Genomic DNA, 20,200 nt, shown 5'->3' with positions numbered 1-20,200 from the left:
CTATGACGAGCACGGGCGAGCGTATCTGGACTGCGGGTCTTGTCGTCATCGGCGACGAGATCCTTTCGGGCCGGACTCACGACAAGAACATCTCGCAAGTCGCGAGCTGGTTGCAGGTGCAGAATATCCGCCTTGATGAAGTGCGCGTCGTTCCCGATGTCGAAAGCCGCATCGTGGAAGCGGTCAACATTCTGCGCGACCGAAATGATTACCTCTTTACCACCGGCGGGATTGGCCCCACGCACGACGACATCACGGTCGATGCCGTGGCCACTGCGCTTGGCGTGCCGGTCATCATCCATCCCGAGGCGCGGGCTATTCTCGAGCGCTATTACAAGGACAAGGGTGGGTTGAACGAGGGGCGACTGCGCATGGCGCGTGTTCCCGAAGGCGGCGAGTTGATTCCCAACCGCATGTCTGGCGCGCCCGGCATCAAGATCGGCAACATTCACATGATGGCCGGCGTGCCGCACATCACCGCAGGCATGCTGGACGCACTGACCGGCACACTGGAAGGCGGCGCACCCTTGATGAGCGAGACGGTGGGCGGCTTCATCCCCGAGAGCGAGGTTGCGGATCTGCTGCGAACGGTCGAGAAAGCGCATGAGAATGCGCAGATCGGCAGCTATCCCTTCTTCCGCGAAGGCAAGGTAGGTGCCAACTTCGTCATCCGCAGCACCGATGCCGACCAGTTGCATAGCTGCCTCCACAGCCTGTGCGACGGGCTCAGCGCGGCTGGCTTCGACTTCACTCCGGGCGGGATCTGAACGCGGGCCTGTTGCAGCACCATGTCCCTTCTCATCCTCTTCAACAAGCCTTTCGGCTGCCTGTCGCAATTCTCAGACTCCGGCGTTGCGGCCGATGCGGTGACCTTGTCGCGCTTCATTGCCGTGCCCGGGGTTTATCCGGCGGGGCGGCTGGACAAGGACAGCGAAGGGCTGCTGCTGCTGACCGGCGATGGCCGCTTGCAGGCGCGGATTGCGGAGCCGCGGCACAAGATGGCCAAGACCTATCTCGCGCAGGTCGAAGGTGAACCTTCGCCCGACGCGCTCGACAGGCTGCGGCAGGGCGTGCGCCTCAAGGACGGTACCACCCTGCCCGCCGAGGTCGAGCGGATTGCCGTACCTGATCTCTGGCCTCGCGATCCGCCGATCCGTTTCCGCAAGAGCGTTGCCGATTGCTGGCTGTCGCTCACCATCCGCGAGGGGCGAAACCGGCAGGTGCGGCGCATGACGGCCGCGGTCGGGCACCCTACCCTGCGTCTGGTACGCCATGCCGTGGGTAGCTGGACCGTGGATGGCCTTGCCCCGGGCGAGTGGCGCGAGATTGCGGTCTGAACGCAAAACCCTGGTGCCATGAGAAAGGCCGGCAGGTTTCCCCGCCGGCCCTTCTTCAATTCATGTGACAGGCTGCGCCTCAGGCGCCTTCCATTCCTGCCGTGTCGATCTTCAGGCCCGGGCCCATCGTGCTGGTCAGCGAGACCTTGCGCACATATTTGCCCTTCGCGCCCGAGGGCTTCGCACGAGCGACAGCACCGGTGAAAGCCTGGAAGTTTTCCTTCAGCGCCTCGTCAGTAAAGCTCATCTTGCCGATGCCGGAATGGATGATACCGGCCTTTTCGACGCGGTATTCGACCTGGCCGCCCTTGGCGTCCTTCACGGCCTGTTCCACGTTGGGCGTAACCGTGCCCAGCTTCGGGTTCGGCATCAGGCCCTTGGGGCCGAGCACCTTGCCGAGGCGGCCGACGACGCCCATCATGTCGGGCGTGGCGATTACGCGGTCGTAATCGAGATTACCGGCCTGCATGTCTTCCATCAGATCTTCCGCACCGACCTTGTCGGCCCCTGCGGCCAGCGCCTTGTCGGCATTGTCGCCGCGCGCGAATACGGCAACCTTCACGTCCTTGCCGGTGCCCTGCGGCAGCGACACCATGCCGCGCACCATCTGGTCGGCATGGCGGGGGTCGACGCCCAGGTTCATCGCGACTTCGACGGTCTCGTCGAACTTGCCGCTGGCATTGTCACGCAGGGTCTTCAGCGCTGCGTCGAAATCGTAAACCGCTTCGGGGTTCAGGTTTGCGATGCGGGCCTTCTGCTTCTTGGTCTGCTTTGCCATGGTCTCAGCCCTCCACCACTTCGAGGCCCATCGAACGCGCGCTGCCTTCGATGATCTTGGTTGCCTGTTCGATATCGTTCGCGTTCAGATCCTTCATCTTGGTTTCCGCGATTTCGGACAGCTTGGAACGCTTGATGGTTCCGGCGGACACCTTGCCCGGCTCTTTCGAACCAGATTTCAGATTGGCGGCCTTCTTGATAAGGAAGCTGGCCGGCGGCGTCTTGGTGGCGAAAGTGAAGGAACGATCGGCGAAGACGGTGATGACCGTCGGGATCGGCGCGCCCTTTTCCAGATCCTGCGTGGCGGCGTTGAACGCCTTGCAGAATTCCATGATGTTGACGCCGCGCTGGCCCAGGGCGGGGCCGATGGGGGGCGACGGGTTTGCAGCGCCCGCGGGCACCTGCAGCTTGATGTAACCTTCGATCTTCTTGGCCACTTGTGGCCTCCTTTCACACTGTCGGGCGCATCGCTGGCGAGGCGCCCTCATGATAAGCGGTCAGACAGCGAACGCATTCGCCTCCCGCAGTGGTTCCTTTTCAGGGAGCCGCGCACATAGCGATTTTGCGCGGCAATGCAAGCGAAACGCCGCCTTCCCCGCCCTCTACCAATGCGACGCGCGGCCCGGCGATGGAACACATGGAACACTGTTCTGAAAAGGAAGCTGCTCCCCGGCACATGCTTTGGAAATCAAGCGATAAAGTGGCATGCGAAAGGCGAAAGGGCATGAGCAGGTGCTAGGCCGCAGCACCCCTGTAGGAAAGCCGGATCGCGCCGCAAGCATTGCCTGTCGGCGGCCATCCTGTTCCGGCAAGATCGACTATTCGCTCGGGTATCGGCTGCCGGATGTTGAATAGTTTTTTTAAGGCAACAATCCATGCGATAATCAGGGCGATCGCGGTTCCGGAGATTCGATGCGCAACTCTTCTATTGCCAGTCTCGCCCTTCTTGGGGCTTCCTGCGCTTCACCGGCAATCGACCGTTTGCCGCTCCGCATTTCACCGGAACAGGCGGTAATCAACGCCGCGCAATCCGAGGAAGGCATCACCGGCGTGTTCGAGATGGTCGTGCGCGGGACCGGGCGCGAGGGCGGGCGGCTGTTCCTCAATTCCCAACCTGATTATCGCGATCCTCGAAACCTGACGATCGCCGTGACTCCACAGGCCGAACGCGCGTTGGAAGATCGCCTGGGCGCACCCTTGCCGGAGGCAGTTTCCAGAAAGACAATCGCCGTTCGAGGAACAGCCCGCACGACCAGGATCTGGTTTCACGCAAACGGCCGCCGCACGGACAAGTTCTACTACCAGACGCACGTCAATCTCGAGAGCGCGCGCGACCTGACCGTAAGCGGAGAGCACGCGTTCTACTGACGAGCGCGGCTGGCAGTTCGACTCTGAGAGGGCAGAACTGCCTGCTTGATTGCCTCTGCCCGCCGGTCCGCTTTCAGCAAAATAATTGAGAGGCGCGAATATCTGGAATCGGGGTGGGAAACGGACGGGGAGGAGATCTCTAGGCAGTAGACTCGTAAGCGTTGATCCAGAGACGTGCTGAGAAGAGCTTGATGGCGGCCAGAAAGTTGTCGGCTCGTTTGTCGTAGCGGGTCGCCAAACCTCTGGCATGCTTAAGTTTTCCGAAGAAGCGTTCGATCAGATTGCGATAGCGGTAGAGGAACTGGCTGAAGGCGAAGCTTTGCCTGCGGTTGCGCTTGGCGGGGATGTTGGCGAAGCCGCCCTGCGCTGTGATCTGCCGGCGGATGGCATCGCTGTCGTAGGCTTTGTCGGCAAGGAAGGTGCTGCCTTTCGGCAGGGCGCCGAGCAGCGGCTCGGCCTGTTTGCAATCGCTCGCCTGCCCTTCGGACAGGTGTAGTTGGATCGGCAGCCCCCGGCCATCGACCAGGGCATGAATCTTGGTCGTCAAGCCGCCGCGGGAACGTCCCATGCAGCGATTTGGGTCCCCCTTTTTAGGGTCGCACCGTGCTGGTGGACCCGAATGGAAGAACTGTCGATCATCACCAGCTCGCCGTCGAAAGCCTGCGAAACCGCCGTCAGAAGCCGATCCCAGACACCGGCTCTGCGCCAGCGGACAAAGCGATTGTAGCAGGTAGATTGGGGACCGTAACGCTCGGGAATGTCCGCCCATGGACTGCCGGTGCGGAACCGCCAGAGGATACCGTTGATCACCCGGCGATCATCCACCCGGGGAACACCCCGAGACTTGTTCGGAAGCAGTGGCTCGACCACCGACCACTCTAAATCTGTCAGATCAAAACGACGACGCATGTGCAAGGCTCCTTCTCGGGCCTTGAATCAATCACCGCCGCTAAGCGCAACCCAGTTTATGAGTTTACCGCCTAAAGAGAAGACCACCAATATAGATGCTCGCCGACCGAACGAGCTTGATCGGCTAGCTCCCTGACTTCATTTATAAATTTAGTGGCTTGATCAGGCTGCATACCCCATACGCTCTTTGCCCAAGTCGCCGCGATTTCCGGCGTATTATCAATATCCGCCAAGTCGTCACGCAAAGTGTCCGGGAGGCGTTGAATAAACTGCGCAATCGGCTCCGCTGTCGAGCATTCCCCGGCCGGCCAAACAGGCACAAGTTCGGAGGTGCAATCCCTATAAGGGGTTCCATTTGCAATCGCGGTGAGTTCCCAGAGGTGCGGCGAGGCCATCACACTTTGCTCGTGAATGGACGGAAAGTCAGAGGTATCGGGACACGGTCCACCCTGCACGTCGTTTGCACGGATCGCGTCGTTATCGTCTATTGCTGAATAATAGAAACTCATCGTTTGATTTTAGCAATTCGGAGAACGTCCGCAATTGGGTCGTTAGCCGACAGGCAGCTTTTGGTAAAGAATGGCAGAAAGCAGCCAGTCCGCTATTGGCGAAAACTCCGGCAGGTCCGAATGTCCAAAATTGGGGTGGAAAGCGGACCGGCAGCTTTGAGCTCGGCTGTTGAGAGCCTGATCTCATCTGACGAGGCTTACTGGGGGAAGCCCCGCTGCGTCCGGTTGGCTATCGCCACGAGGGACAGCATTACCGGCACCTCGACCAGCACTCCCACAACCGTAGCAAGGGCAGCGCCGCTTCCCAACCCAAACAGTCCGATCGCCACGGCCACGGCCAACTCGAAGAAGTTCGAGGTGCCGATCAGGGCACAAGGTGCGGCGATTGGAAACGGCACCCGCCACGCCCACGCGGCGGCGTAGGTGACGAAAAATATTCCGTAGCTCTGGATGATGATCGGAACGGCAATGAGAGCTATCAGCAGCGGACGGGAGACGATCACCTCTCCCTGAAACCCGAACAGCAGAACAACCGTCAGCAGGAGTCCGAGCACCGAGATCGGCTTCAAGGACGACGTAAAACGGGTCACCGCGTCGGTATCTCCGCCGCTCCTTGCCAGCAAGTATCGCCTCGTGAGCGCGCCAGCGAGAAGCGGTATGACCACATAGAGCACGGTCGAGAGCAGCAGCGTCTCCCACGGCACTGAAATGTCGGTGATCCCCAGCAGCAGCGCCACGATGGGCGCGAAAGCGAAGATCATGATGACGTCGTTTACCGAGACCTGCACGAGCGTGTAGGCCGGGTCACCGCGGGTCATCTGCGACCATACGAACACCATGGCCGTGCACGGCGCCGCACCCAGCAGGATCAGCCCGGCGATATACTGCTGCGCATCGGCTGGTGCGATCAGGTCGGCGAAGACAACCTCGAAGAACAGGACTGCAAGTCCAGCCATGGTGAACGGCTTCACGAGCCAGTTTACGACAATCGTGAGCACCAGCCCCTTCGGCCGCTGTCCGATGTCGCGCAGGCTGGCGAAGTCCACCGCGACCATCATCGGGAAGATCATGGCCCAGATCAGCAGCGCAACCACCAAGTTGACAGAAGCATATTCAATCTCGGCCAGTGCGGCAAAAATCTCTGGCAGAGCGTTTCCGAGCCCCAGCCCCGCCACGATCGCCAGCGCAACCCAAAGCGAGAGCCAGCGCTCGAATACACCGAGCGCGCTCGCTTGCCCCTGTGCGTCAGCCATGTGCCCTCACAAGCTCGCCGTCTTCCTTGGTAAAGTCTTCCCGAAGCGACTGGTCGAGCACATCGAGCACTAGTTCGGAAGGCCGGCATAGCTTGACCCCGCGTGGCCCGACCACGATCGGACGATTGATCAGAACAGGGTGCTCCATCATTGCATTGACGAGATCGTGGTCGGTCAGCTTCTCGTCGTCGAGGGCGAGATCGGCATACAGCGAGCCTTTCTGCCGCAGCAGGTCGCGCGGCGCGATCTCCATTCGCTCGATCAACCACATCAGGACATCACGCGAAGGAGGGTCGGCAAGATACTCAATCACCTTGGGCTTGGTCCCGGTGGCGCGAATTAGCGCCAGCGTGTTGCGCGAAGTGCCGCAGGCGGGATTATGGTAGATAGTAACGCTCACCCGCAGCACGTCACTTTGGGAGCCATCGCAGGCGCACAGCAGGTTGCTTCGGCAGAGTTAGCGGAGAGAGCCGACAGTTCGGGATTGTCGCCATAGACCGTCGCCTCACCGTTGGTGAAGAATGCCTCCCACACGATGCCTTGCGGATCAGCAATCCAGCTCTTCTCCGACTTGGCGTAGCAGCAGGTGGTGGCGCCCTCTTCGACAACAGGTCGGTCGGCTGCTTTGAGGCGGCCATAGACCTCCTGCAACTCGTCTGCGCTTTCCACCTGGATGCCTAGATGCTCCACGCCCTTGTGAGCATTGCCGGAGGAGATCGCGAAGTTGACGCGCGGATCGTCCAGCATCCACTTCGCGTAATCGTCTTTGGTAACCGTCGGCCCGGCGCCAAACAGGGTTGAATAGAAGCCGATGGAGCGGGTGAGGTCGTCGACCCCGACGTGAACATGCAAGCGCTTCATGCGGATACCTTTCCTTGAGGTTGAGCGGCATCGTCACCGCAAGCGGCTTCGGGGGCACAAGTCGCACCTCCGCAGCAGTTCTCCATGAGGAAGCTGACGAGAGAGTTCATCGCCTCATAGTCGGCGGTGTAGATGAGTGAGCGACCTTCGCGTCTTTGTTGGATCAACCCGGCGCGGGTGAGGTGCGCTAAATGGAACGACAGCGAGGAGTTGGGAATTTTTAGCTCTTTAGCGATTGCACCAGCTGGCATTCCCGCGGCCCCCGCCTGAACCAGCAGGCGGAACAGCGCGAGGCGATGTTCCTGCGCGAGAGCTCCGAGCGCTTCAACTGCGGCTGGTGAGTTCATTTTCATGAATGTCGAAATATTGCAGCTCGCGAGGATGGTCAAGCGATATTTCTATGATCGTCGAAATAGTTCACAGCTCGCCTCTGGAGCGCCTTGCCCGAGCGAGATCAAGCGAGGGCTATGAGGTTGTTAGCGATTGGTGTGCTTCTGGGCGGGGTTTCGCTCGCCGGAGAAGGTCACGAAACCAGGTGCGAAGCGGATGGTCAGGCGGTCCTCGGACCCCATAGGATGATTGCCGCTCCCAAAAGCGCGAGCGCGGTCCCACCGACGTCCCATCTGTCGGGCTGCACACCCTCGAAGAGCCATAGCCAAACAAGAGCGGACAGGATGTAGACACCGCCGTAGGCAGCATAAGTGCGACCAGCATGTTCCGCGTCAACGAGCGTCAGCAAATAGGCGAAGAGACACAGGGAAGCCACGCCCGGGATGAGCCACCACGGTGACCTGTCCAACCGCAGCCATGCCCAAAAGGCAAAGCATCCGGCTATCTCCGCTAGCGCAGCACCGATGTAGGCGAGAGCAGTCACTCGGCCCGTTTCGCAGTCGGTGCCGATGTCTGCAATGGGGTCGCTTCGAGAAATTCCGCTTCTGGCGGAAGGGAGGCGGAAGCTGCTCGGCAGGTTTCAGGATCGAGCCGCTGAGCCCAGAATAGCTGAAAGTGGGGTGGAAAGCTGCCGCTCGTCAGGAGTGTAGCTTCATCATCTCGCTCATGCTCTCGTCCCACGTTTCCTTTGGCATTGCATGTCCGACGCCACGGAGTTCGACGAGACGGGACTGAGGCCAAAGCGCGTGAAGCGCACGGGGGTGATCCATAGAGAAGACAGAGTCTTCATCACCGTGGATGACAAGAATCGGGCAATCGATAGCCCGTTGCGCATGCCACAAACCCGGTGCAGCGAAGGCGGCGATCATCTGACGCACATATGCATCCGGACGATAAGAGCGGTCGTGAGCGACAGATGCTCGCTCTCGCAACCAGTCCTCTGGAAACGGAAACGCCGATCCCCAATAACTACGCCACTTCTCCACGTAGGCCTCGATCGCCTGACTTCGGTCGGGCTGCCCCGTTCTTCCGCTCATCGCGGCGATTGCGCCAGGTCCGACTTGCGGGCCATCGTCACCAAAGCCTGCACCGCTACCACTCATGATGATGGTCAGACTGAGCACCCGTTGAGGATGCCGAACAGCGAACCAGCGAATGATCAAGCCTCCGAGCGAAGCGCCGCAAAAGTGGGCTCGCTTGATCTCCAGTTCGTCGAGCACTGCGGCGATGTCGTCAGCATTGTCCCACAGCGTATAATCGATCTCAGCCTGCTCACCTGATTGTGCCGCGGCCACGGTTTGCATGAAGTCTCTCCGGGGCAACTCCACGTGAGGCAGCGAAAGGCCGCAATCGCGGTTGTCGACCCTGATGACGTAGTAGCCGTTGTCGGCAAAGAGCTGCGCTTGGTCGTCAGGAAACTCCACGCTGCCGATCTGTTCGCCCATTCCTGCAATCAGGACCAGAGGCGGACCTGACCTCGGGCTTAACGCTTCGAAGTTGATGACCCACCCGTTGCGCTCAATCTGCATAGAACTCCGCCGAAGAAGATTTTTAGGGCACTCAAGCGTGGCCCGCGAGGAGCAGTGTCACAGGTCTCCGAAACGTCTGCAATGGGGTCGTGAGCTGCCAGTCAGCTTTTGGCACAAGATTGCAGAAAGCTGCCGGTCCGTTCCTGGTAAACTTATCGGCAGGCGCGAACGTCTGAATTTGGGGTGGAATACGGACATTACCTCATGCGGTTCACCAGTGAGGAACCGCGAAGAACACCAGAGCCGTCACGGCAACGAATGGCAGCAATACATTGAAAAAGGGATGCTTGCCCCAAGTGCACTCCGACGCGCAGTCACCAAGTGCGGCAAGGCCGAACAGGAAGAATAGTGTTGGAACGCCAATAAGGCCTGCGGCCCCGCAACCCCATCTATCACCCCGACTGAGGCCTTCGTAGCCATTGCCAACCATCAGGCCAGCTTAGCTGAAGGCCGAACGTCCGCAACTGAGTCGTTAGCCGACAGGCAGCTTCTGGCGCGGAATAACTGGAAGCAGCTGGTCCGCTTATATCGAACTCAAAAAATTAGTCCGAACATCTGAACCTTGGACAAAGCCCTCATGCAAACCGTGCCAGACTTTCTCGGAACACCGGCTTGCGTCATGCGCTGAATGAAAACGGAAGGGGTTACAAGCGCTTAAGGAGAAAGCGAATGACCAGATTAGCCTTAGTGAGTGCCCTGTCCGCAGCCGCAATCAGCCTGGGGGCGTGCAGCCAGTCCACCCCCTACGCACCGCAGAGCGCGTCGGCCACGGCGCAGGATTTCGGCTATAGTAGCACGCGGCTGGGTGAAGGCCTGTACCGGGTTTCCTTTGCCGGAAACCAGTTCACCTCCCGTCAAACGGTCGAGGATTATCTGCTCTACCGCGCTGCGGAACTGACGCGCCAGCGCGGTTACAACGGTTTCAGCCTGGTGCGTGAAAACGTGGACCGCAGCGTTTCGACCGATGTTGATACCTACCCCGCGACCGGTATCGGCACCTATTCCACCTTCACGCCGACTTACGGCTTCTACGGCGTTGGCGGTGCCTACAACACCTATGACCCCTTCATCGGCGGCCCCGTCCCAGGAACCACGGTCGATATCGACCGCATCGAGCGATATGACGCAAGAGCAACCGTGCGGATGTACCGCGGAACGCCTCCGGCCGGAGCACAACCGAATTTCGATGCCTCCGAAGTAATCGCGCGCCTGCAAGCCAATGTGCAGATGCCCGGGTAGGAAGACCAGCTGTTCGGAGCGCTGCCGGTCATAAGACCGCGTAGCGCGCCGAAAGCCGTTCGCCATCGGCGCTCCCGCCGGTTACAATGGCTTCGGATCAATTCGTGCCGGACGCCGCACAGCGGAGATGGTCAGGTGCGTTATTTCGACAGTTCGACCTGTTCGAAATCCAGTTCGACCGGCGTGGCGCGGCCGAAGATGGAAACGCCGACCTTGACCTTGGACTTGTCGAAATCCAGTTCCTCCACGACGCCGTTGAAGCTGGCGAAGGGGCCGTCCAGCACCTTGACGGAATCGCCGATCTCGTAATCGACGCTGACCTGCTTCTTGGGTGCGGATTTCGCTTCCTCGACGCCGCCGAAATAGCGCGCGGCTTCTTTTTCCGAAATCGCCTGCGGCTTGTTGCCGCTGCCCAGAAAGCCGGTGACCTTGGGCGTATTCTTGACGAGGTGATAGACATCGTCGGTCAGGTTCAGCTTGGCGAGCACATAGCCCGGCATGAACTTGCGTTCGGTCTGCACCTTCTTGCCGCGCTTTACCTCTGTAATGGTCTCGGTCGGCACTTCGACCTCCTCGACCCCGTCGGACAGGCCGAGCCGTTCCGCTTCGCTGATGATCGCGTCGCGAACCTTGTTCTCGAACCCCGAATAGGCGTGGATGATATACCAGCGAGCCATGTGTAATCCTGTATGAGTGTCTTGGTGTAGTCGCGCTGAGCTGACTTCAAGCCAGCGTCAGCAGCCAGCCGACGATGGCGCCGAAAGCCGAATCGACGCCGAGGAAGAACAGCGACAGGATGACGACCATGATGCCGACGAAGATCGCGGTGGTCACCGTTTCCTGCCGCGTCGGCCAGACGACCTTGCTGGCTTCCGTCCGCACCTGGCGGATGAATTCGCCGGGCGAGGTCTTGGTCACGCTGCGCGCGGGCGCGGCGCGATCGGCGGCGTCCTTGCCGCGTCCATCATTGGTCTTGCTGCCGTTCGTCCTGGCCATGTCTGCCGTTCCCGCTGCCTTCGCAAATGTTACTCGTCTCTTCCGGGATGGGGCCAGCGCCGCCCCGATGCAAGGTCGGGAGGGGCTTAAATCGGCTCCGATGTCGGAAAGACGATGCGGTGTAGGCGCAAGGGCGCCGAATGGCAAGACCGCCAAACGCCCGCTCGGGGGCCATGACATCAGCGGCACATAAGGGCTGGCACAATCCTTCGCTCCGCTCTAGCACCCTTGCTTTCGTGGATGACGCCAAGGGGGGCCGCATGGCTGCGCAGGATACGACTTTATCAGGATCGGAAGCGCTGATCGCGCCGATCACCAATATTTCCGACTTCATCTGGGGCGGCACCTGGAACGGCGAGGAAGTCATCGCCTTCCCGCCCATGGTCTTCATTCTTCTGGGCGTCGGCCTGTGGATCATGGTGGGGCTGCGCTTCTATCCGATCCGGAACCTCGGCAGTGCCTTCAAGGGCCTGTTCGCCGGGCGCAAGACGTCAGGCGCGGGCGAGATTTCTCCTTTCGCGGCGCTGTCCACCGCGCTTTCGGGCCAGGTGGGCACCGGCAATCTGGCGGGCGTGGCGACGGCGCTGTCGCTGGGCGGGCCGGGCGCGATCTTCTGGATGTGGGTCACCGCGCTGATCGGCATGGCACTGGGCTTCGCCGAAGGGTCGCTCGCCATCCGCTACCGTGAACGCACGTCTGACGGCACCTATCGCGGCGGACCGATGACCTACATCATGATGGGCCTTGGCCCGAAATGGACGTGGCTGGCCATATTGTTCTGCATCGGAACGCTGGTGTCGGCGCTGATCACCGGCAATTCCATCCAGGCCAATGCCGTCGCCGACGGTCTGAACGAATTGTTCGGCCTGGAAGAATGGCTGGGCGGTCTGATCACCGCCTTGGCCGTGTTCGTGGTAATCATCGGCGGCATCAAGTCCATCGGCAATGTGGCGGAGAAAGTCGTGCCCTTCATGGCCGCGGCCTATCTGGTGATGGCGGCCATCGCCATCCTGCTCGACATTCAGGACATCCCTGAAACCTTCGCCCGTATCTTCCACGGGGCTTTCAATCCGCAGAGCGCGGTCGGCGGCTTCACCGGCGCGGCGCTGATCATCGCCATACGCGCAGGCGTGGCGCGCGGCCTGTTCTCCAACGAGGCGGGCCAGGGCTCCACCCCGATTGCGCATGCCGTGGCGCAGACGGACGATCCGGAACAGCAGGGCCGCATGGCGATGCTGGGCACCTTCATCGACACCGTGATCATCTGCACCATGACCGCGCTGGTCATTCTGACGGTGGAAGGTGAATTCACCGGCGGCGGACAGGCGGTGCAGCATGCCTGGCAGTCCGACCTGACCGGCTTTGCCATGACGTCGGGTGCTTTCGCAGCGGCGTTCCCGCTGGCCATTGCCAGCATTCCCGTGGGCACCCTTGTCGCCAGTATCGCGCTGATCCTGTTCGTGTTCACCACGCTGCTGACATGGTCCTATTATGGTGAGCGGGCGATCACCTTCATCTACGACCGCGTGCCTGGATCGACGCGCGGCGGTGAGAAGGGCCTGCATTACGCCTGGCGTGTGCTGTGGTGCGTCGCGATCTACATCGGGGCGAGCCAGCCTTCCGAGCTGGTCTGGCGCATGGGCGACATCTCCAACGCGATGATGGCGCTGCCGAACCTGCTGGCTCTGGCGCTGCTGTCGGGCGTGGTGTTCAAGCTGGCGAAGGGCGATCGCAAGGCCGGTAAGGAATACCGCGCGGACACGCAGGAAGAACCGGACGAATATTGAGTGAGGGAGCCGCCGCTCTGCCTGAACATCGGTTCGGAACGAGCGGCGGCTGATTTTCTGTAATGAAGGGGCTGCGCGTCATCGGCGCGGTCATGTCGAGGTTACGTGAATCGCTTTAATGCTATGAGCGGGTAGCCTCAGCCGTTGCACTTATGTCCGGCGCTCATACCCGGCCGAAAAGGCGGGCAAGGAACCCGGGGGTTTCCATGGGCTGGATCTTGCCGTGGTGCAAAAGCCGCATGGAGGGATCGCTGTAGGGCCTTGGTGAATTCCAGCGATCGGGCTGGCTGCTACGGAAGCTAAGGTTCGACATCGCCATACTCCTCTCAAATGCGCTTCGTTCCAACGACAGAAACACACAGGTCAGCGCAAGGTTCCCGATGCTGCAGCGCCGAAACGGGACAATTTCAACTTGGAAGTTGCGGATGTGATCGACTGTACGAAAATGTTGGCAAGTGGCTCATTTCACCAGCCAAATGCCCGTAACTGGCCAACAGTTTCGCGGCTGAAAACCGCTAGGATAGCTGCGTGCATGCCGGAATATGAGCGGTTACAGCGCGGAGCCGGACAATGTCTGAAGAGATGCTGGCAGGAGTGGAGGGACTCGAACCCACGGCCCTCGGTTTTGGAGACCGATGCTCTACCAACTGAGCTACACTCCTGCACGCAAGCGGGCCTGTAAGGTGCTTGCGGCAGATTGGCAAGGACGCGCTGCGGCCAAATGCGAGGTTCGAAAGCACGTGGCTATTCGCAATCGGCGCAATTGTGCCTAGATGGGCAGCATGCACGCAATTGGTCCTTCTCCGCAGCCAGAACCGATTCCTGCCGACATGCTGCTGCTCGCCTATCGCAGCGGGATTTTCCCCATGGCGGATTCGCGCGACGATCCGGATATTTTCTGGGTCGAACCGCGTGAGCGGGCGATTATCCCGCTCGAGGGCTTCGTCTGCTCCCGCTCGCTGACGAAAGTGGTTCGGCAGGATCGCTTCACCATCACCTGCAATGCCGCCTTCGCCGATGTGATGCGCCATTGCGCTGCGCCCCGCCCGGGCCATCCGGAAAGCTGGATCAGCGAACGCATTCTCGCCAGCTATTCGTCGCTGCACGAGGCCGGCCATGCCCATTCGCTGGAATGCTGGAAGGACGAGGCGCTGGTCGGCGGGCTGTACGGCGTCAGTTTCGACCGGGTGTTCTGCGGCGAAAGCATGTTCAGCCTTGCCGACAATGCGTCCAAAGTGGCGCTGGCGTGGCTGGTTGCGATGATGCGCCGAGCGGGTTTTGCCCTGCTCGATTGCCAGTTCATGACCGAACATCTCGCGTCGCTTGGCGCGGTGGAGATGCCGCAGGGGCGATATCTGGAGATGGTCGCCGCTGCGGATGGAACGCCTGCAATGACTTTGCCGGAGGCTTATGCCGGGCTGGTGGCCGAGGCTTCTTCCGCTTCCTCGTCCTCTGCACCGGCAGGGTCGGCTTCCTCGCCCGGGAAGCTCATCGCGCAATCCTTGACCCAGACATCATAGATGGGGTGCTCGACAACGTTGAGCGACGGCGAATTCTTGAACATCCAGCCCGAGAACACCCGGCGCCAATTGTCTTCATCGCCCGCGTCGCGCACGATCACCTGAACGAAGGCGCCGGTTTCCTTGGGCAGTTCCCAGGGCGGCGTGCGCTCGCAGGCCTGCATCCTGACGATCAGGTCGCCGATGCGGCGGGAATCGCCGGGGCTCATCTCCAGTTCTTCGGAGATATTGTTCCGCTTGTTCAATACGCCGATCGTGGCGACGCGCTCGGCCATGGGCGTGCCGATCTGCGCTTCGTCGCTGACCACGGCAGCGGGCGGCGTGTTCTGCCGCAGTTCTTCCGGAACCTCGGTCTCCACCGGCTCCGGCGGAGGGGGGGCACGGTCGCAGGCAGCAAGCGCCACGAGCGGACAGGCGAGCAGCAAGGCACGAAGAGGGGCCGGCACATGCATGGAAATGGTCAGCTGTCCGGCGTCCAGGATTCGTAGTCGCCCCGCGCATGCACGCGCTTTCCGCCCCGCTCCAGCGCACCCTGCGGGCGATAGGCATCGGCGGTGCCGGTCGCGTTGGGCGTATATTCGACTTCCCAGATTTTTGCGGGTGGCAAATGGCTTTCGGGTATGTCGTCGAAACGACCATGCAGCCAGCCATGCCATTCGGGCGGCACCCGGCTGGCATCGTTCGCACCTTCATAGATCACCCAACGCCGTTCGCGCGCAGCAGGGTTGCGCTTGTTCGGCTTGGCACGGAAATAACGGTGGCCCTGCGCGTCGGTGCCGACCTGCTCGCCGTGACGCCAGCTGTCGATCAGAGTGCCCAGCGTCGCGCCGTTCCACCAGGTGAAGGGATTGAAAAAGGCCATGCCCGCGCGACTAGCCGATTCGGCTCATTTGGCCAAGCGGTAAGCGATTGGCGCGGGCCATGATCCTCAGGGCGCCTGCCATTCCACCCTGTCGCCCGGCATGATGCCCAGTTCCGCCGCGCGGCCGCCGGGTATCTCCAGCACGGCCGAGGCAAGGCCCGTCGACGTGACCGAATCCAGCGAATAGGGCGTCGTATTGGCGGCGATGTTGCTGATCCGCCCGTCGGTGCCGATGAAGATGATGTCCAGCGGCAGCGGGGTGTTCTTCATCCAGAAGCTCTGCTGCGCAGGCGTGGCGCTGGGGAACAACATCCCTTCATTCGGGCCGAGCGCGGTGCGGAACATCAGCCCCTGCGCGCGTTGCTGCGGGCTGCTCGCCACCTCGACCTGGAAGTCGTGGCGCCCGCTGGCCCCGGTGACGGTCAGCGGAATGACCTCCAGGCCGGATTCGGGATGCAGGGCCACGGCTGGTGCCGCAGCTTCAGTCGCTGCCGGCGCTGCAGTTCCCCCCTGCTGCGCGGAGCACCCGGCCAGCATCGCCGCAGCCAATATCGCGGCCGCTGATGACCGGAAGCCGGAATGCGCCGCGTTAATTATGAACATCATTTACAAATCGTCCTCATCCTGCGCTTCGGCGGCCCATTGCTCGGCCTCGCTCGCGCTTTCGGCATTCATCACCTGCCGCACTATATCGAAACCGTGCCCTGCCCGCAGCATGGCGGCAATCTGCTTTTCGCGTTTGTCGCGCTCGACGGGTTCTGCCGCGAAGGGGCCGAAGCGGCGTTTCCTCGCCAGTGCAAGCGCCGCGCTGCGCTGCGCTGCCTCGCCCGCTTTCAGATCCTCGCGTATGTCCTCCGCGATCCCGGCAGCGCCGAGCGCCTGCGAAACCCGGCGCGGGCCGTAACCACGGCGCAGCAATCCGCCCGACTTCGCCTTCGCATAGGCGGCATCGTCAATATAGCCGAGATCGACATAGCGGGCGACCGTTGCGGCCACGGGCGGCTGGTCCTCCCCCTCCCATCCGCGTTCGCGCAATTTCCGCTTGAGATAGTCTTCCAGCTTGCGGCTGCTGGTGGCAAAGCGGGCGACATAGCCGAGGGCGAGTTCCTCCAGCCGCGGCTTGTCGAGCGGCTTTGGCACACGTTTTTCGCGCCGGGGTCTGGTCTGGCGGCCCGTCATCGGCCATAATAATGCCACAGTCCCTGCCGATTGGGAAAATAACTTGGGCAAACACGCGAAAATAATCCTGTCGCCCCCCGCAGGAAGAACACAGCGCCAGCCAGCGTTCATCATCAACGGGTATCGCCACGCATTATGACCGCCAAATCACAGAACGACGCAGACGGGCAGACTATTGCCGGCACCTCGACAGGAATTGCGTCCGGACACGCTTCGGCACCCGCAGCACTCGTCCCCACGCCGAACGATTGTCCGCTGCCTCGCAGGCGATCCGATTTCCCGACCTTCAACGATGCGGTCGATTATGCCGCCCGCAGCGCGAAGGGGATGAACTTCCATGACATGCGCGGAACGCTGGAGCGGGTCTACACCTTTGCCGAGATGCGCGACGACGCACTGGCGAGCGCGCGGCGGCTGGTGGCGGCGGGTATCCGCCCCAGGGACCGCGTGGCGATGGTCGCGGAAACCGGGCCCGAGTTCGCGGCGCTCTTCTGCGGCGCGGTCTATGCCGGTGCATGGCCAGTGCCGCTGCCCCTGCCGACCACTTTCGGCGGCAAGGAAGGTTATATCGAACAGCTCGCCATCCAGCTGCAGAGCTGCGATCCGAAAATGCTGCTCTATCCGGCCGAGATCGCCGATATGGCCGACGCTGCGGTAAAGCGGCAGGGCTGCGAAGGCGTCGACTGGGAAAGCTTTGCGCAAGAAGACGCACCCGCTTGCGACCTGCCCGAAGCCAGGCCCGGCGACATCTGCTACCTGCAATATTCCTCCGGCTCGACCCGCTTTCCCACCGGTGTTGCCGTCACGCATGAGGCGCTGCTCAATAATCTGGCCGGCCATGCGGAAGCGACCGATGCCGGCAAGGACGACCGCGTGGTCAGCTGGCTGCCGTGGTATCACGACATGGGCCTTGTCGGCTGTTTCCTGTCGCTGATCGCCAACCAGATGTCGGTCGATTATCTGAAGACGGAGCATTTCGCCCGCCGCCCGCTCGCCTGGCTCGACCTGATCAGCCGCAACAAGGGCAATACCCTCTCCTATTCGCCGACCTTCGGATACGACATTTGCGCGCGCCGCATCTCCAGCCAGAGCAATGTGGCCGAACGGTTCGATCTGTCGCGCTGGCGGACGGCGGGCAACGGCGCGGACATGATCCGGCCCGATGTCATGCAGAATTTCGTCAACGCCTTCGCGCCCGCAGGTTTCAGGGCCAAGGCCTTCACCCCCAGCTATGGCCTTGCCGAAGCGACGCTGGCGGTCACCGTCATGCCGCCGGGTGAAGGCATCAAGGTCGAACTGGTGGCGGAAGAGAAGCTTTCGGGCGCGCCGCGCAATCTATCGCGCCCCGCCCGCTACCGCGCCATCGTCAATTGCGGCAAGCCGGTAAAGGACATGGCCGTCGAGATACGCGGCGAAAAAGGCACGAAGCGCGCCGACCACCAGATCGGCAAGGTCTGGTGCCGAGGACCCAGCGTCATGCATTCCTATTTCCGCGACGAGGATGCGACCCGCGATTGTCTGGTCGACGGCTGGCTGGATACCGGCGACATGGGCTACATGGCCGATGATTACCTGTTCATCGTCGGCCGCGCCAAGGACATGATCATCATCAATGGCAAGAATCACTGGCCCCAGGATATCGAATGGGCCGTGGAGCAATTGCCGGGCTTCAATCACGGCGACATCGCGGCCTTCAGCATCGAGGCCGACAATGGCGAGGAATCGCCCGCCGTGCTGGTGCATTGCCGCGTTTCCGACCCCGATGAACGCCTGAAACTGCGGGAGCAGATCCGCGACAAGGTTCGCTCCATCACCGGCATGAACTGCGTCGTCGAACTGGTGCCGCCGCGCACCCTGCCGCGCACGTCGAGCGGCAAGCTGAGCCGCGCCAAGGCGAAACGGATGTATCTGGCCGGCGAAATCCAGCCACTCGATCTCGCCGCCTGATCCGGAATCCTCCCGCCGCGGTCAGGGAGCGGCGAGGTCGTTTTCGGGCGCCGTATTCCAGCGCGCCTGCATGACCGGCCCGCCCTGGATCAGTTCGGGTGCGAGCGCAGGATCGAGGCCGTCCTCCAGCAGGATCTCAACCGCCCTTTCCCGCGTCTCCGGCGTTCCGCCCCGCAAAGCGAAGGGCAGGCCCAGCCGCTCGGCGGCCCAGACGGTAATTCGAAGCGCCTGCTGCCCGGCTGCGGTCGGCTCACCGGCCTCGAACGGGATTTCCGGCAAGGCCTGCAGCGGCGGCAGCAACTGGATCGTCCAGTCGGGCCAGCGCGCGGCGACACGGCTCTCCAGCGCGCGATAGGTCGCCAGGCTCGCCCCCGGGACCGGCCGGGCCCGCACCACGGCGCGGCGGTTGCTGACATCGAGGGTGATGGCGGAGGTATCGACTCCAGCCACCATGGCAAGGCTATCGGCGATCCCGTCGATCTGGCTCGCTCGTTCGCGTTCGGCACGGGCCTGCGCCGCCGATAATTCCGCTTCCTCCGCGCCGCGCGCCGTGCCGACGCGGAATTGCGTCAGGTCGAGATCGACCTCCTGCCCCAGAACCTTGCGCAGGGCGGTGCGGCTGGCGCGTTCGGCGGCGGGTTCGAGTTCGGGGGTCAATACGGTCGCCGACACCTGGATCGGGTCGAGATCGAGGTCGAAATCCACCTGAGAAAGGCGCGCGTCCCCGTCGAAACTCGACAGGACCGTGTCGCGGATCTGCCGCGCGGCATTGGTCTCCCACACGATCTGCCGCAGCGACAGGAACAGCGGAACGGCCAGCGCGACAAAGACGGCGACGATGATGATGGTCTGAAGCCGCGTCTGCCTCTCGGACAAGGCCGCGCTGAAGCCGTAGAGCCGCGCCATGATGGTGGCGACCAGCGCGATCGTCATCAGATTGGTGACGAACAGCAGCATCGCGCCGGAAAACACGGTCCAGTTGAAGGTGGCGAGACCGAAGCCGACCACGGCCAGCGGCGGCATCAGCGCCGTGGCGATGGCCACCCCGACGATAGTGCCCTCGCGCCCCCGGATCATCGAATAGGCGCCCGCCAGTGCCGAGAACACCGCAATGCCGAGGTCGAACAGGTTCGGCCGCGTGCGTGCGGCAATTTCGGGCGTAATGGTCTTCAAGGGCGAGATGAAGACGATGAAGGCGCACAGGCCCACGGCCAGTATTGTGCCCGCCACCAGCGCCCGTACCGATCCGCGCAGCCATTTGTAATCGCCAATGGCGAGGGCGAAACCCGCCCCGATGATCGGCCCCATCAGCGGGGCGATCAGCATCGCGCCAATCACCACGGCAGGTGACGACAGCAGCAGGCCGAGCACGGCGATGCCCGCCGACATCGCCAGCATGAACAGATAACGCGGCGAGGTATAGGCCTCCGCGCGGCGTTTCTCGATCACCTCCTGCCGTTTGACCGTGCCGACGACGGACATGCTCCACCAGCGGCGGAAGACCGCCCAGCTGTCGGCGATCACCTCGTCCATCGACCTGTGCTGTTCCGAGGTGCCTGCCTGTGTCTCGGCCACGCGGCCTCCGTCATTCGTTCGCTTGAAGAATCGCCTTATATAGCGGCGCGCACGCAGGGGAACCCGCTTGCCACCGCCCGCATTGGCATGACACACCATCGCAGCAGGATTTTTCGCCGGTCTTTGGCACTGCTATAGTTGCACAACACACCATGCGATGCC

General features: G+C 62.0%; 24 protein-coding genes and 1 tRNA gene. 7 read left to right on the top strand and 18 right to left on the bottom strand.

The genetic code is table 11. From position 1 onward, the window contains the following. The first annotated feature begins 2 nt into the window (after positions 1-2). Positions 3-767: a competence/damage-inducible protein A gene (locus G7A66_RS13565; protein WP_174296200.1), complete on the top strand. Its 765-nt coding sequence runs from the start codon at positions 3-5 to the stop codon at positions 765-767. Positions 768-788: 21 nt separating this feature from the next. Then, positions 789-1,337, top strand: coding sequence for a pseudouridine synthase (locus G7A66_RS13560; RefSeq protein WP_174296199.1), 549 nt, complete (start codon positions 789-791; stop codon positions 1,335-1,337). 79 nt (positions 1,338-1,416) lie between these two features. Here G7A66_RS13560 and rplA read toward each other — a convergent pair whose 3' ends face one another. Both rplA and rplK read right to left on the bottom strand, forming a co-directional pair. After that, a complete protein-coding gene (rplA, locus tag G7A66_RS13555; RefSeq protein ID WP_174296198.1) occupies positions 1,417-2,115 on the bottom strand; it encodes a 50S ribosomal protein L1 in 699 nt (232 codons plus the stop codon). A 4-nt stretch (positions 2,116-2,119) separates the two neighbouring features. Next, on the bottom strand, positions 2,120-2,551 hold the full coding sequence (gene rplK / locus G7A66_RS13550) for a 50S ribosomal protein L11 (protein WP_174296197.1): 432 nt from the start codon (positions 2,549-2,551) through the stop codon (positions 2,120-2,122). 475 nt (positions 2,552-3,026) lie between these two features. On the opposite strand from rplK, the gene G7A66_RS13545 reads away from it, so the two are divergent. Further along, positions 3,027-3,482, top strand: coding sequence for a hypothetical protein (locus tag G7A66_RS13545; protein WP_174296196.1), 456 nt, complete (start codon positions 3,027-3,029; stop codon positions 3,480-3,482). A gap of 139 nt (positions 3,483-3,621) precedes the next feature. Here the strand turns inward: G7A66_RS13545 and G7A66_RS13540 are convergent. The 8 genes from G7A66_RS13540 to G7A66_RS13505 form a co-directional block, all read right to left on the bottom strand. Beyond that, positions 3,622-4,391 (bottom strand): IS5 family transposase gene (locus tag G7A66_RS13540; RefSeq protein ID WP_174296262.1). Its coding sequence is split into 2 segments (ribosomal slippage): positions 3,622-4,076 and positions 4,076-4,391, totalling 771 coding nucleotides; the frame shifts between segments, so codons are not numbered across the junction. A gap of 71 nt (positions 4,392-4,462) precedes the next feature. Beyond that, positions 4,463-4,900, bottom strand: a complete 438-nt coding sequence (locus G7A66_RS13535; protein WP_174296195.1) for a hypothetical protein — start codon at positions 4,898-4,900, stop codon at positions 4,463-4,465. Positions 4,901-5,097: 197 nt separating this feature from the next. Next, positions 5,098-6,153 (bottom strand): ACR3 family arsenite efflux transporter, encoded by a 1,056-nt coding sequence (arsB, locus tag G7A66_RS13530; RefSeq protein ID WP_174296194.1) that lies wholly within the window; start codon positions 6,151-6,153, stop codon positions 5,098-5,100. Beyond that, on the bottom strand, positions 6,146-6,553 hold the full coding sequence (gene arsC / locus G7A66_RS13525) for an arsenate reductase (glutaredoxin) (RefSeq protein WP_174296193.1): 408 nt from the start codon (positions 6,551-6,553) through the stop codon (positions 6,146-6,148). Before arsC ends, arsB begins: the two co-directional genes overlap by 8 nt. Next, entirely contained in the window at positions 6,550-7,014 is a 465-nt protein-coding gene (locus G7A66_RS13520; protein ID WP_174296192.1) for an ArsI/CadI family heavy metal resistance metalloenzyme, read from the bottom strand. Before G7A66_RS13520 ends, arsC begins: the two co-directional genes overlap by 4 nt. After that, entirely contained in the window at positions 7,011-7,361 is a 351-nt protein-coding gene (locus tag G7A66_RS13515; RefSeq protein WP_174296261.1) for an ArsR/SmtB family transcription factor, read from the bottom strand. The genes G7A66_RS13520 and G7A66_RS13515 overlap by 4 nt, the downstream gene beginning before the upstream one ends. Positions 7,362-7,564: 203 nt before the next feature. Further along, complete coding sequence (locus tag G7A66_RS13510) at positions 7,565-7,888, bottom strand: YnfA family protein (protein ID WP_174296191.1); 324 nt, start codon at positions 7,886-7,888, stop codon at positions 7,565-7,567. A 154-nt stretch (positions 7,889-8,042) separates the two neighbouring features. After that, positions 8,043-8,933, bottom strand: coding sequence for an alpha/beta fold hydrolase (locus G7A66_RS13505; RefSeq protein WP_174296190.1), 891 nt, complete (start codon positions 8,931-8,933; stop codon positions 8,043-8,045). 669 nt (positions 8,934-9,602) lie between these two features. On the opposite strand from G7A66_RS13505, the gene G7A66_RS13500 reads away from it, so the two are divergent. Further along, on the top strand, positions 9,603-10,172 hold the full coding sequence (locus tag G7A66_RS13500; RefSeq protein ID WP_174296189.1) for a CC0125/CC1285 family lipoprotein: 570 nt from the start codon (positions 9,603-9,605) through the stop codon (positions 10,170-10,172). 140 nt (positions 10,173-10,312) lie between these two features. Here G7A66_RS13500 and nusG read toward each other — a convergent pair whose 3' ends face one another. Further along, positions 10,313-10,849 carry a transcription termination/antitermination protein NusG gene (gene nusG / locus G7A66_RS13495; RefSeq protein ID WP_170004355.1) on the bottom strand — a complete coding sequence of 179 codons (537 nt, stop codon included), beginning with the start codon at positions 10,847-10,849 and terminating at the stop codon, positions 10,313-10,315. 46 nt (positions 10,850-10,895) lie between these two features. Next, positions 10,896-11,090, bottom strand: a complete 195-nt coding sequence (gene secE, locus G7A66_RS13490) for a preprotein translocase subunit SecE (RefSeq protein ID WP_332310567.1) — start codon at positions 11,088-11,090, stop codon at positions 10,896-10,898. 338 nt (positions 11,091-11,428) lie between these two features. Here secE and G7A66_RS13485 point away from each other — a divergent pair, with 338 nt between their 5' ends. Next, the gene (locus tag G7A66_RS13485) at positions 11,429-12,955 is read left to right on the top strand and encodes an alanine/glycine:cation symporter family protein (protein ID WP_174296260.1); all 1,527 of its coding nucleotides are present in this window, start codon (positions 11,429-11,431) and stop codon (positions 12,953-12,955) included. Positions 12,956-13,541: 586 nt separating this feature from the next. On the opposite strand, the gene G7A66_RS13480 is transcribed toward G7A66_RS13485, so the two are convergent. Continuing rightward, positions 13,542-13,617: transfer RNA gene (locus tag G7A66_RS13480), tRNA-Trp, on the bottom strand. A 120-nt stretch (positions 13,618-13,737) separates the two neighbouring features. Between G7A66_RS13480 and aat the strand changes: the two genes are divergently transcribed. Next, the gene (gene aat, locus G7A66_RS13475) at positions 13,738-14,475 is read left to right on the top strand and encodes a leucyl/phenylalanyl-tRNA--protein transferase (protein WP_174296259.1); all 738 of its coding nucleotides are present in this window, start codon (positions 13,738-13,740) and stop codon (positions 14,473-14,475) included. On the opposite strand, the gene G7A66_RS13470 is transcribed toward aat, so the two are convergent. From G7A66_RS13470 to G7A66_RS13455, 4 genes are all read right to left on the bottom strand, one after another. Beyond that, the gene (locus G7A66_RS13470; protein WP_174296187.1) at positions 14,364-14,927 is read right to left on the bottom strand and encodes a DUF2155 domain-containing protein; all 564 of its coding nucleotides are present in this window, start codon (positions 14,925-14,927) and stop codon (positions 14,364-14,366) included. The two genes, aat and G7A66_RS13470, sit on opposite strands and share 112 nt — an antisense overlap. Before the next feature lie 8 nt (positions 14,928-14,935). Next, positions 14,936-15,337 (bottom strand): NADH:ubiquinone oxidoreductase subunit NDUFA12, encoded by a 402-nt coding sequence (locus G7A66_RS13465; protein WP_174296186.1) that lies wholly within the window; start codon positions 15,335-15,337, stop codon positions 14,936-14,938. Between the two features lie 66 nt (positions 15,338-15,403). Further along, entirely contained in the window at positions 15,404-15,943 is a 540-nt protein-coding gene (locus G7A66_RS13460; RefSeq protein ID WP_232366900.1) for a DUF192 domain-containing protein, read from the bottom strand. Then, positions 15,944-16,516 (bottom strand): regulatory protein RecX, encoded by a 573-nt coding sequence (locus tag G7A66_RS13455; protein ID WP_174296185.1) that lies wholly within the window; start codon positions 16,514-16,516, stop codon positions 15,944-15,946. A 135-nt stretch (positions 16,517-16,651) separates the two neighbouring features. Between G7A66_RS13455 and G7A66_RS13450 the strand changes: the two genes are divergently transcribed. Further along, positions 16,652-18,463 (top strand): fatty acyl-AMP ligase, encoded by a 1,812-nt coding sequence (locus tag G7A66_RS13450; RefSeq protein WP_174296184.1) that lies wholly within the window; start codon positions 16,652-16,654, stop codon positions 18,461-18,463. A gap of 21 nt (positions 18,464-18,484) precedes the next feature. On the opposite strand, the gene G7A66_RS13445 is transcribed toward G7A66_RS13450, so the two are convergent. Then, the gene (locus tag G7A66_RS13445; RefSeq protein WP_332310565.1) at positions 18,485-20,038 is read right to left on the bottom strand and encodes a TIGR00341 family protein; all 1,554 of its coding nucleotides are present in this window, start codon (positions 20,036-20,038) and stop codon (positions 18,485-18,487) included. Positions 20,039-20,200: the final 162 nt, after the last annotated feature.

The organism is Alteripontixanthobacter muriae (assembly GCF_013336795.1).
GTDB lineage: Bacteria > Pseudomonadota > Alphaproteobacteria > Sphingomonadales > Sphingomonadaceae > Pseudopontixanthobacter > Pseudopontixanthobacter muriae.
Note: the sequence above shows the minus strand (reverse complement) of the source record. Positions and strands in the feature narration are given on the sequence as shown.

Excerpts from the sequence above, each read along its gene's own strand:
- G7A66_RS13560 (WP_174296199.1), top strand. The coding sequence starts at position 789 with ATGTCCCTTCTCATCCTCTTCAACAAGCCTTTCGGCTGCCTGTCGCAA.
- G7A66_RS13470 (WP_174296187.1), bottom strand. The coding sequence starts at position 14,927 with ATGCATGTGCCGGCCCCTCTTCGTGCCTTGCTGCTCGCCTGTCCGCTC.
- G7A66_RS13465 (WP_174296186.1), bottom strand. The coding sequence starts at position 15,337 with ATGGCCTTTTTCAATCCCTTCACCTGGTGGAACGGCGCGACGCTGGGC.
- G7A66_RS13500 (WP_174296189.1), top strand. The coding sequence starts at position 9,603 with ATGACCAGATTAGCCTTAGTGAGTGCCCTGTCCGCAGCCGCAATCAGC.
- arsB (WP_174296194.1), bottom strand. The coding sequence starts at position 6,153 with ATGGCTGACGCACAGGGGCAAGCGAGCGCGCTCGGTGTATTCGAGCGC.
- G7A66_RS13505 (WP_174296190.1), bottom strand. The coding sequence starts at position 8,933 with ATGCAGATTGAGCGCAACGGGTGGGTCATCAACTTCGAAGCGTTAAGC.
- G7A66_RS13515 (WP_174296261.1), bottom strand. The coding sequence starts at position 7,361 with ATGAACTCACCAGCCGCAGTTGAAGCGCTCGGAGCTCTCGCGCAGGAA.
- G7A66_RS13460 (WP_232366900.1), bottom strand. The coding sequence starts at position 15,943 with ATGATGTTCATAATTAACGCGGCGCATTCCGGCTTCCGGTCATCAGCG.
- G7A66_RS13565 (WP_174296200.1), top strand. The coding sequence starts at position 3 with ATGACGAGCACGGGCGAGCGTATCTGGACTGCGGGTCTTGTCGTCATC.
- G7A66_RS13450 (WP_174296184.1), top strand. The coding sequence starts at position 16,652 with ATGACCGCCAAATCACAGAACGACGCAGACGGGCAGACTATTGCCGGC.
- rplA (WP_174296198.1), bottom strand. The coding sequence starts at position 2,115 with ATGGCAAAGCAGACCAAGAAGCAGAAGGCCCGCATCGCAAACCTGAAC.
- aat (WP_174296259.1), top strand. The coding sequence starts at position 13,738 with ATGCACGCAATTGGTCCTTCTCCGCAGCCAGAACCGATTCCTGCCGAC.
- G7A66_RS13545 (WP_174296196.1), top strand. The coding sequence starts at position 3,027 with ATGCGCAACTCTTCTATTGCCAGTCTCGCCCTTCTTGGGGCTTCCTGC.
- G7A66_RS13535 (WP_174296195.1), bottom strand. The coding sequence starts at position 4,900 with ATGAGTTTCTATTATTCAGCAATAGACGATAACGACGCGATCCGTGCA.
- G7A66_RS13455 (WP_174296185.1), bottom strand. The coding sequence starts at position 16,516 with ATGACGGGCCGCCAGACCAGACCCCGGCGCGAAAAACGTGTGCCAAAG.
- nusG (WP_170004355.1), bottom strand. The coding sequence starts at position 10,849 with ATGGCTCGCTGGTATATCATCCACGCCTATTCGGGGTTCGAGAACAAG.
- G7A66_RS13520 (WP_174296192.1), bottom strand. The coding sequence starts at position 7,014 with ATGAAGCGCTTGCATGTTCACGTCGGGGTCGACGACCTCACCCGCTCC.
- G7A66_RS13485 (WP_174296260.1), top strand. The coding sequence starts at position 11,429 with ATGGCTGCGCAGGATACGACTTTATCAGGATCGGAAGCGCTGATCGCG.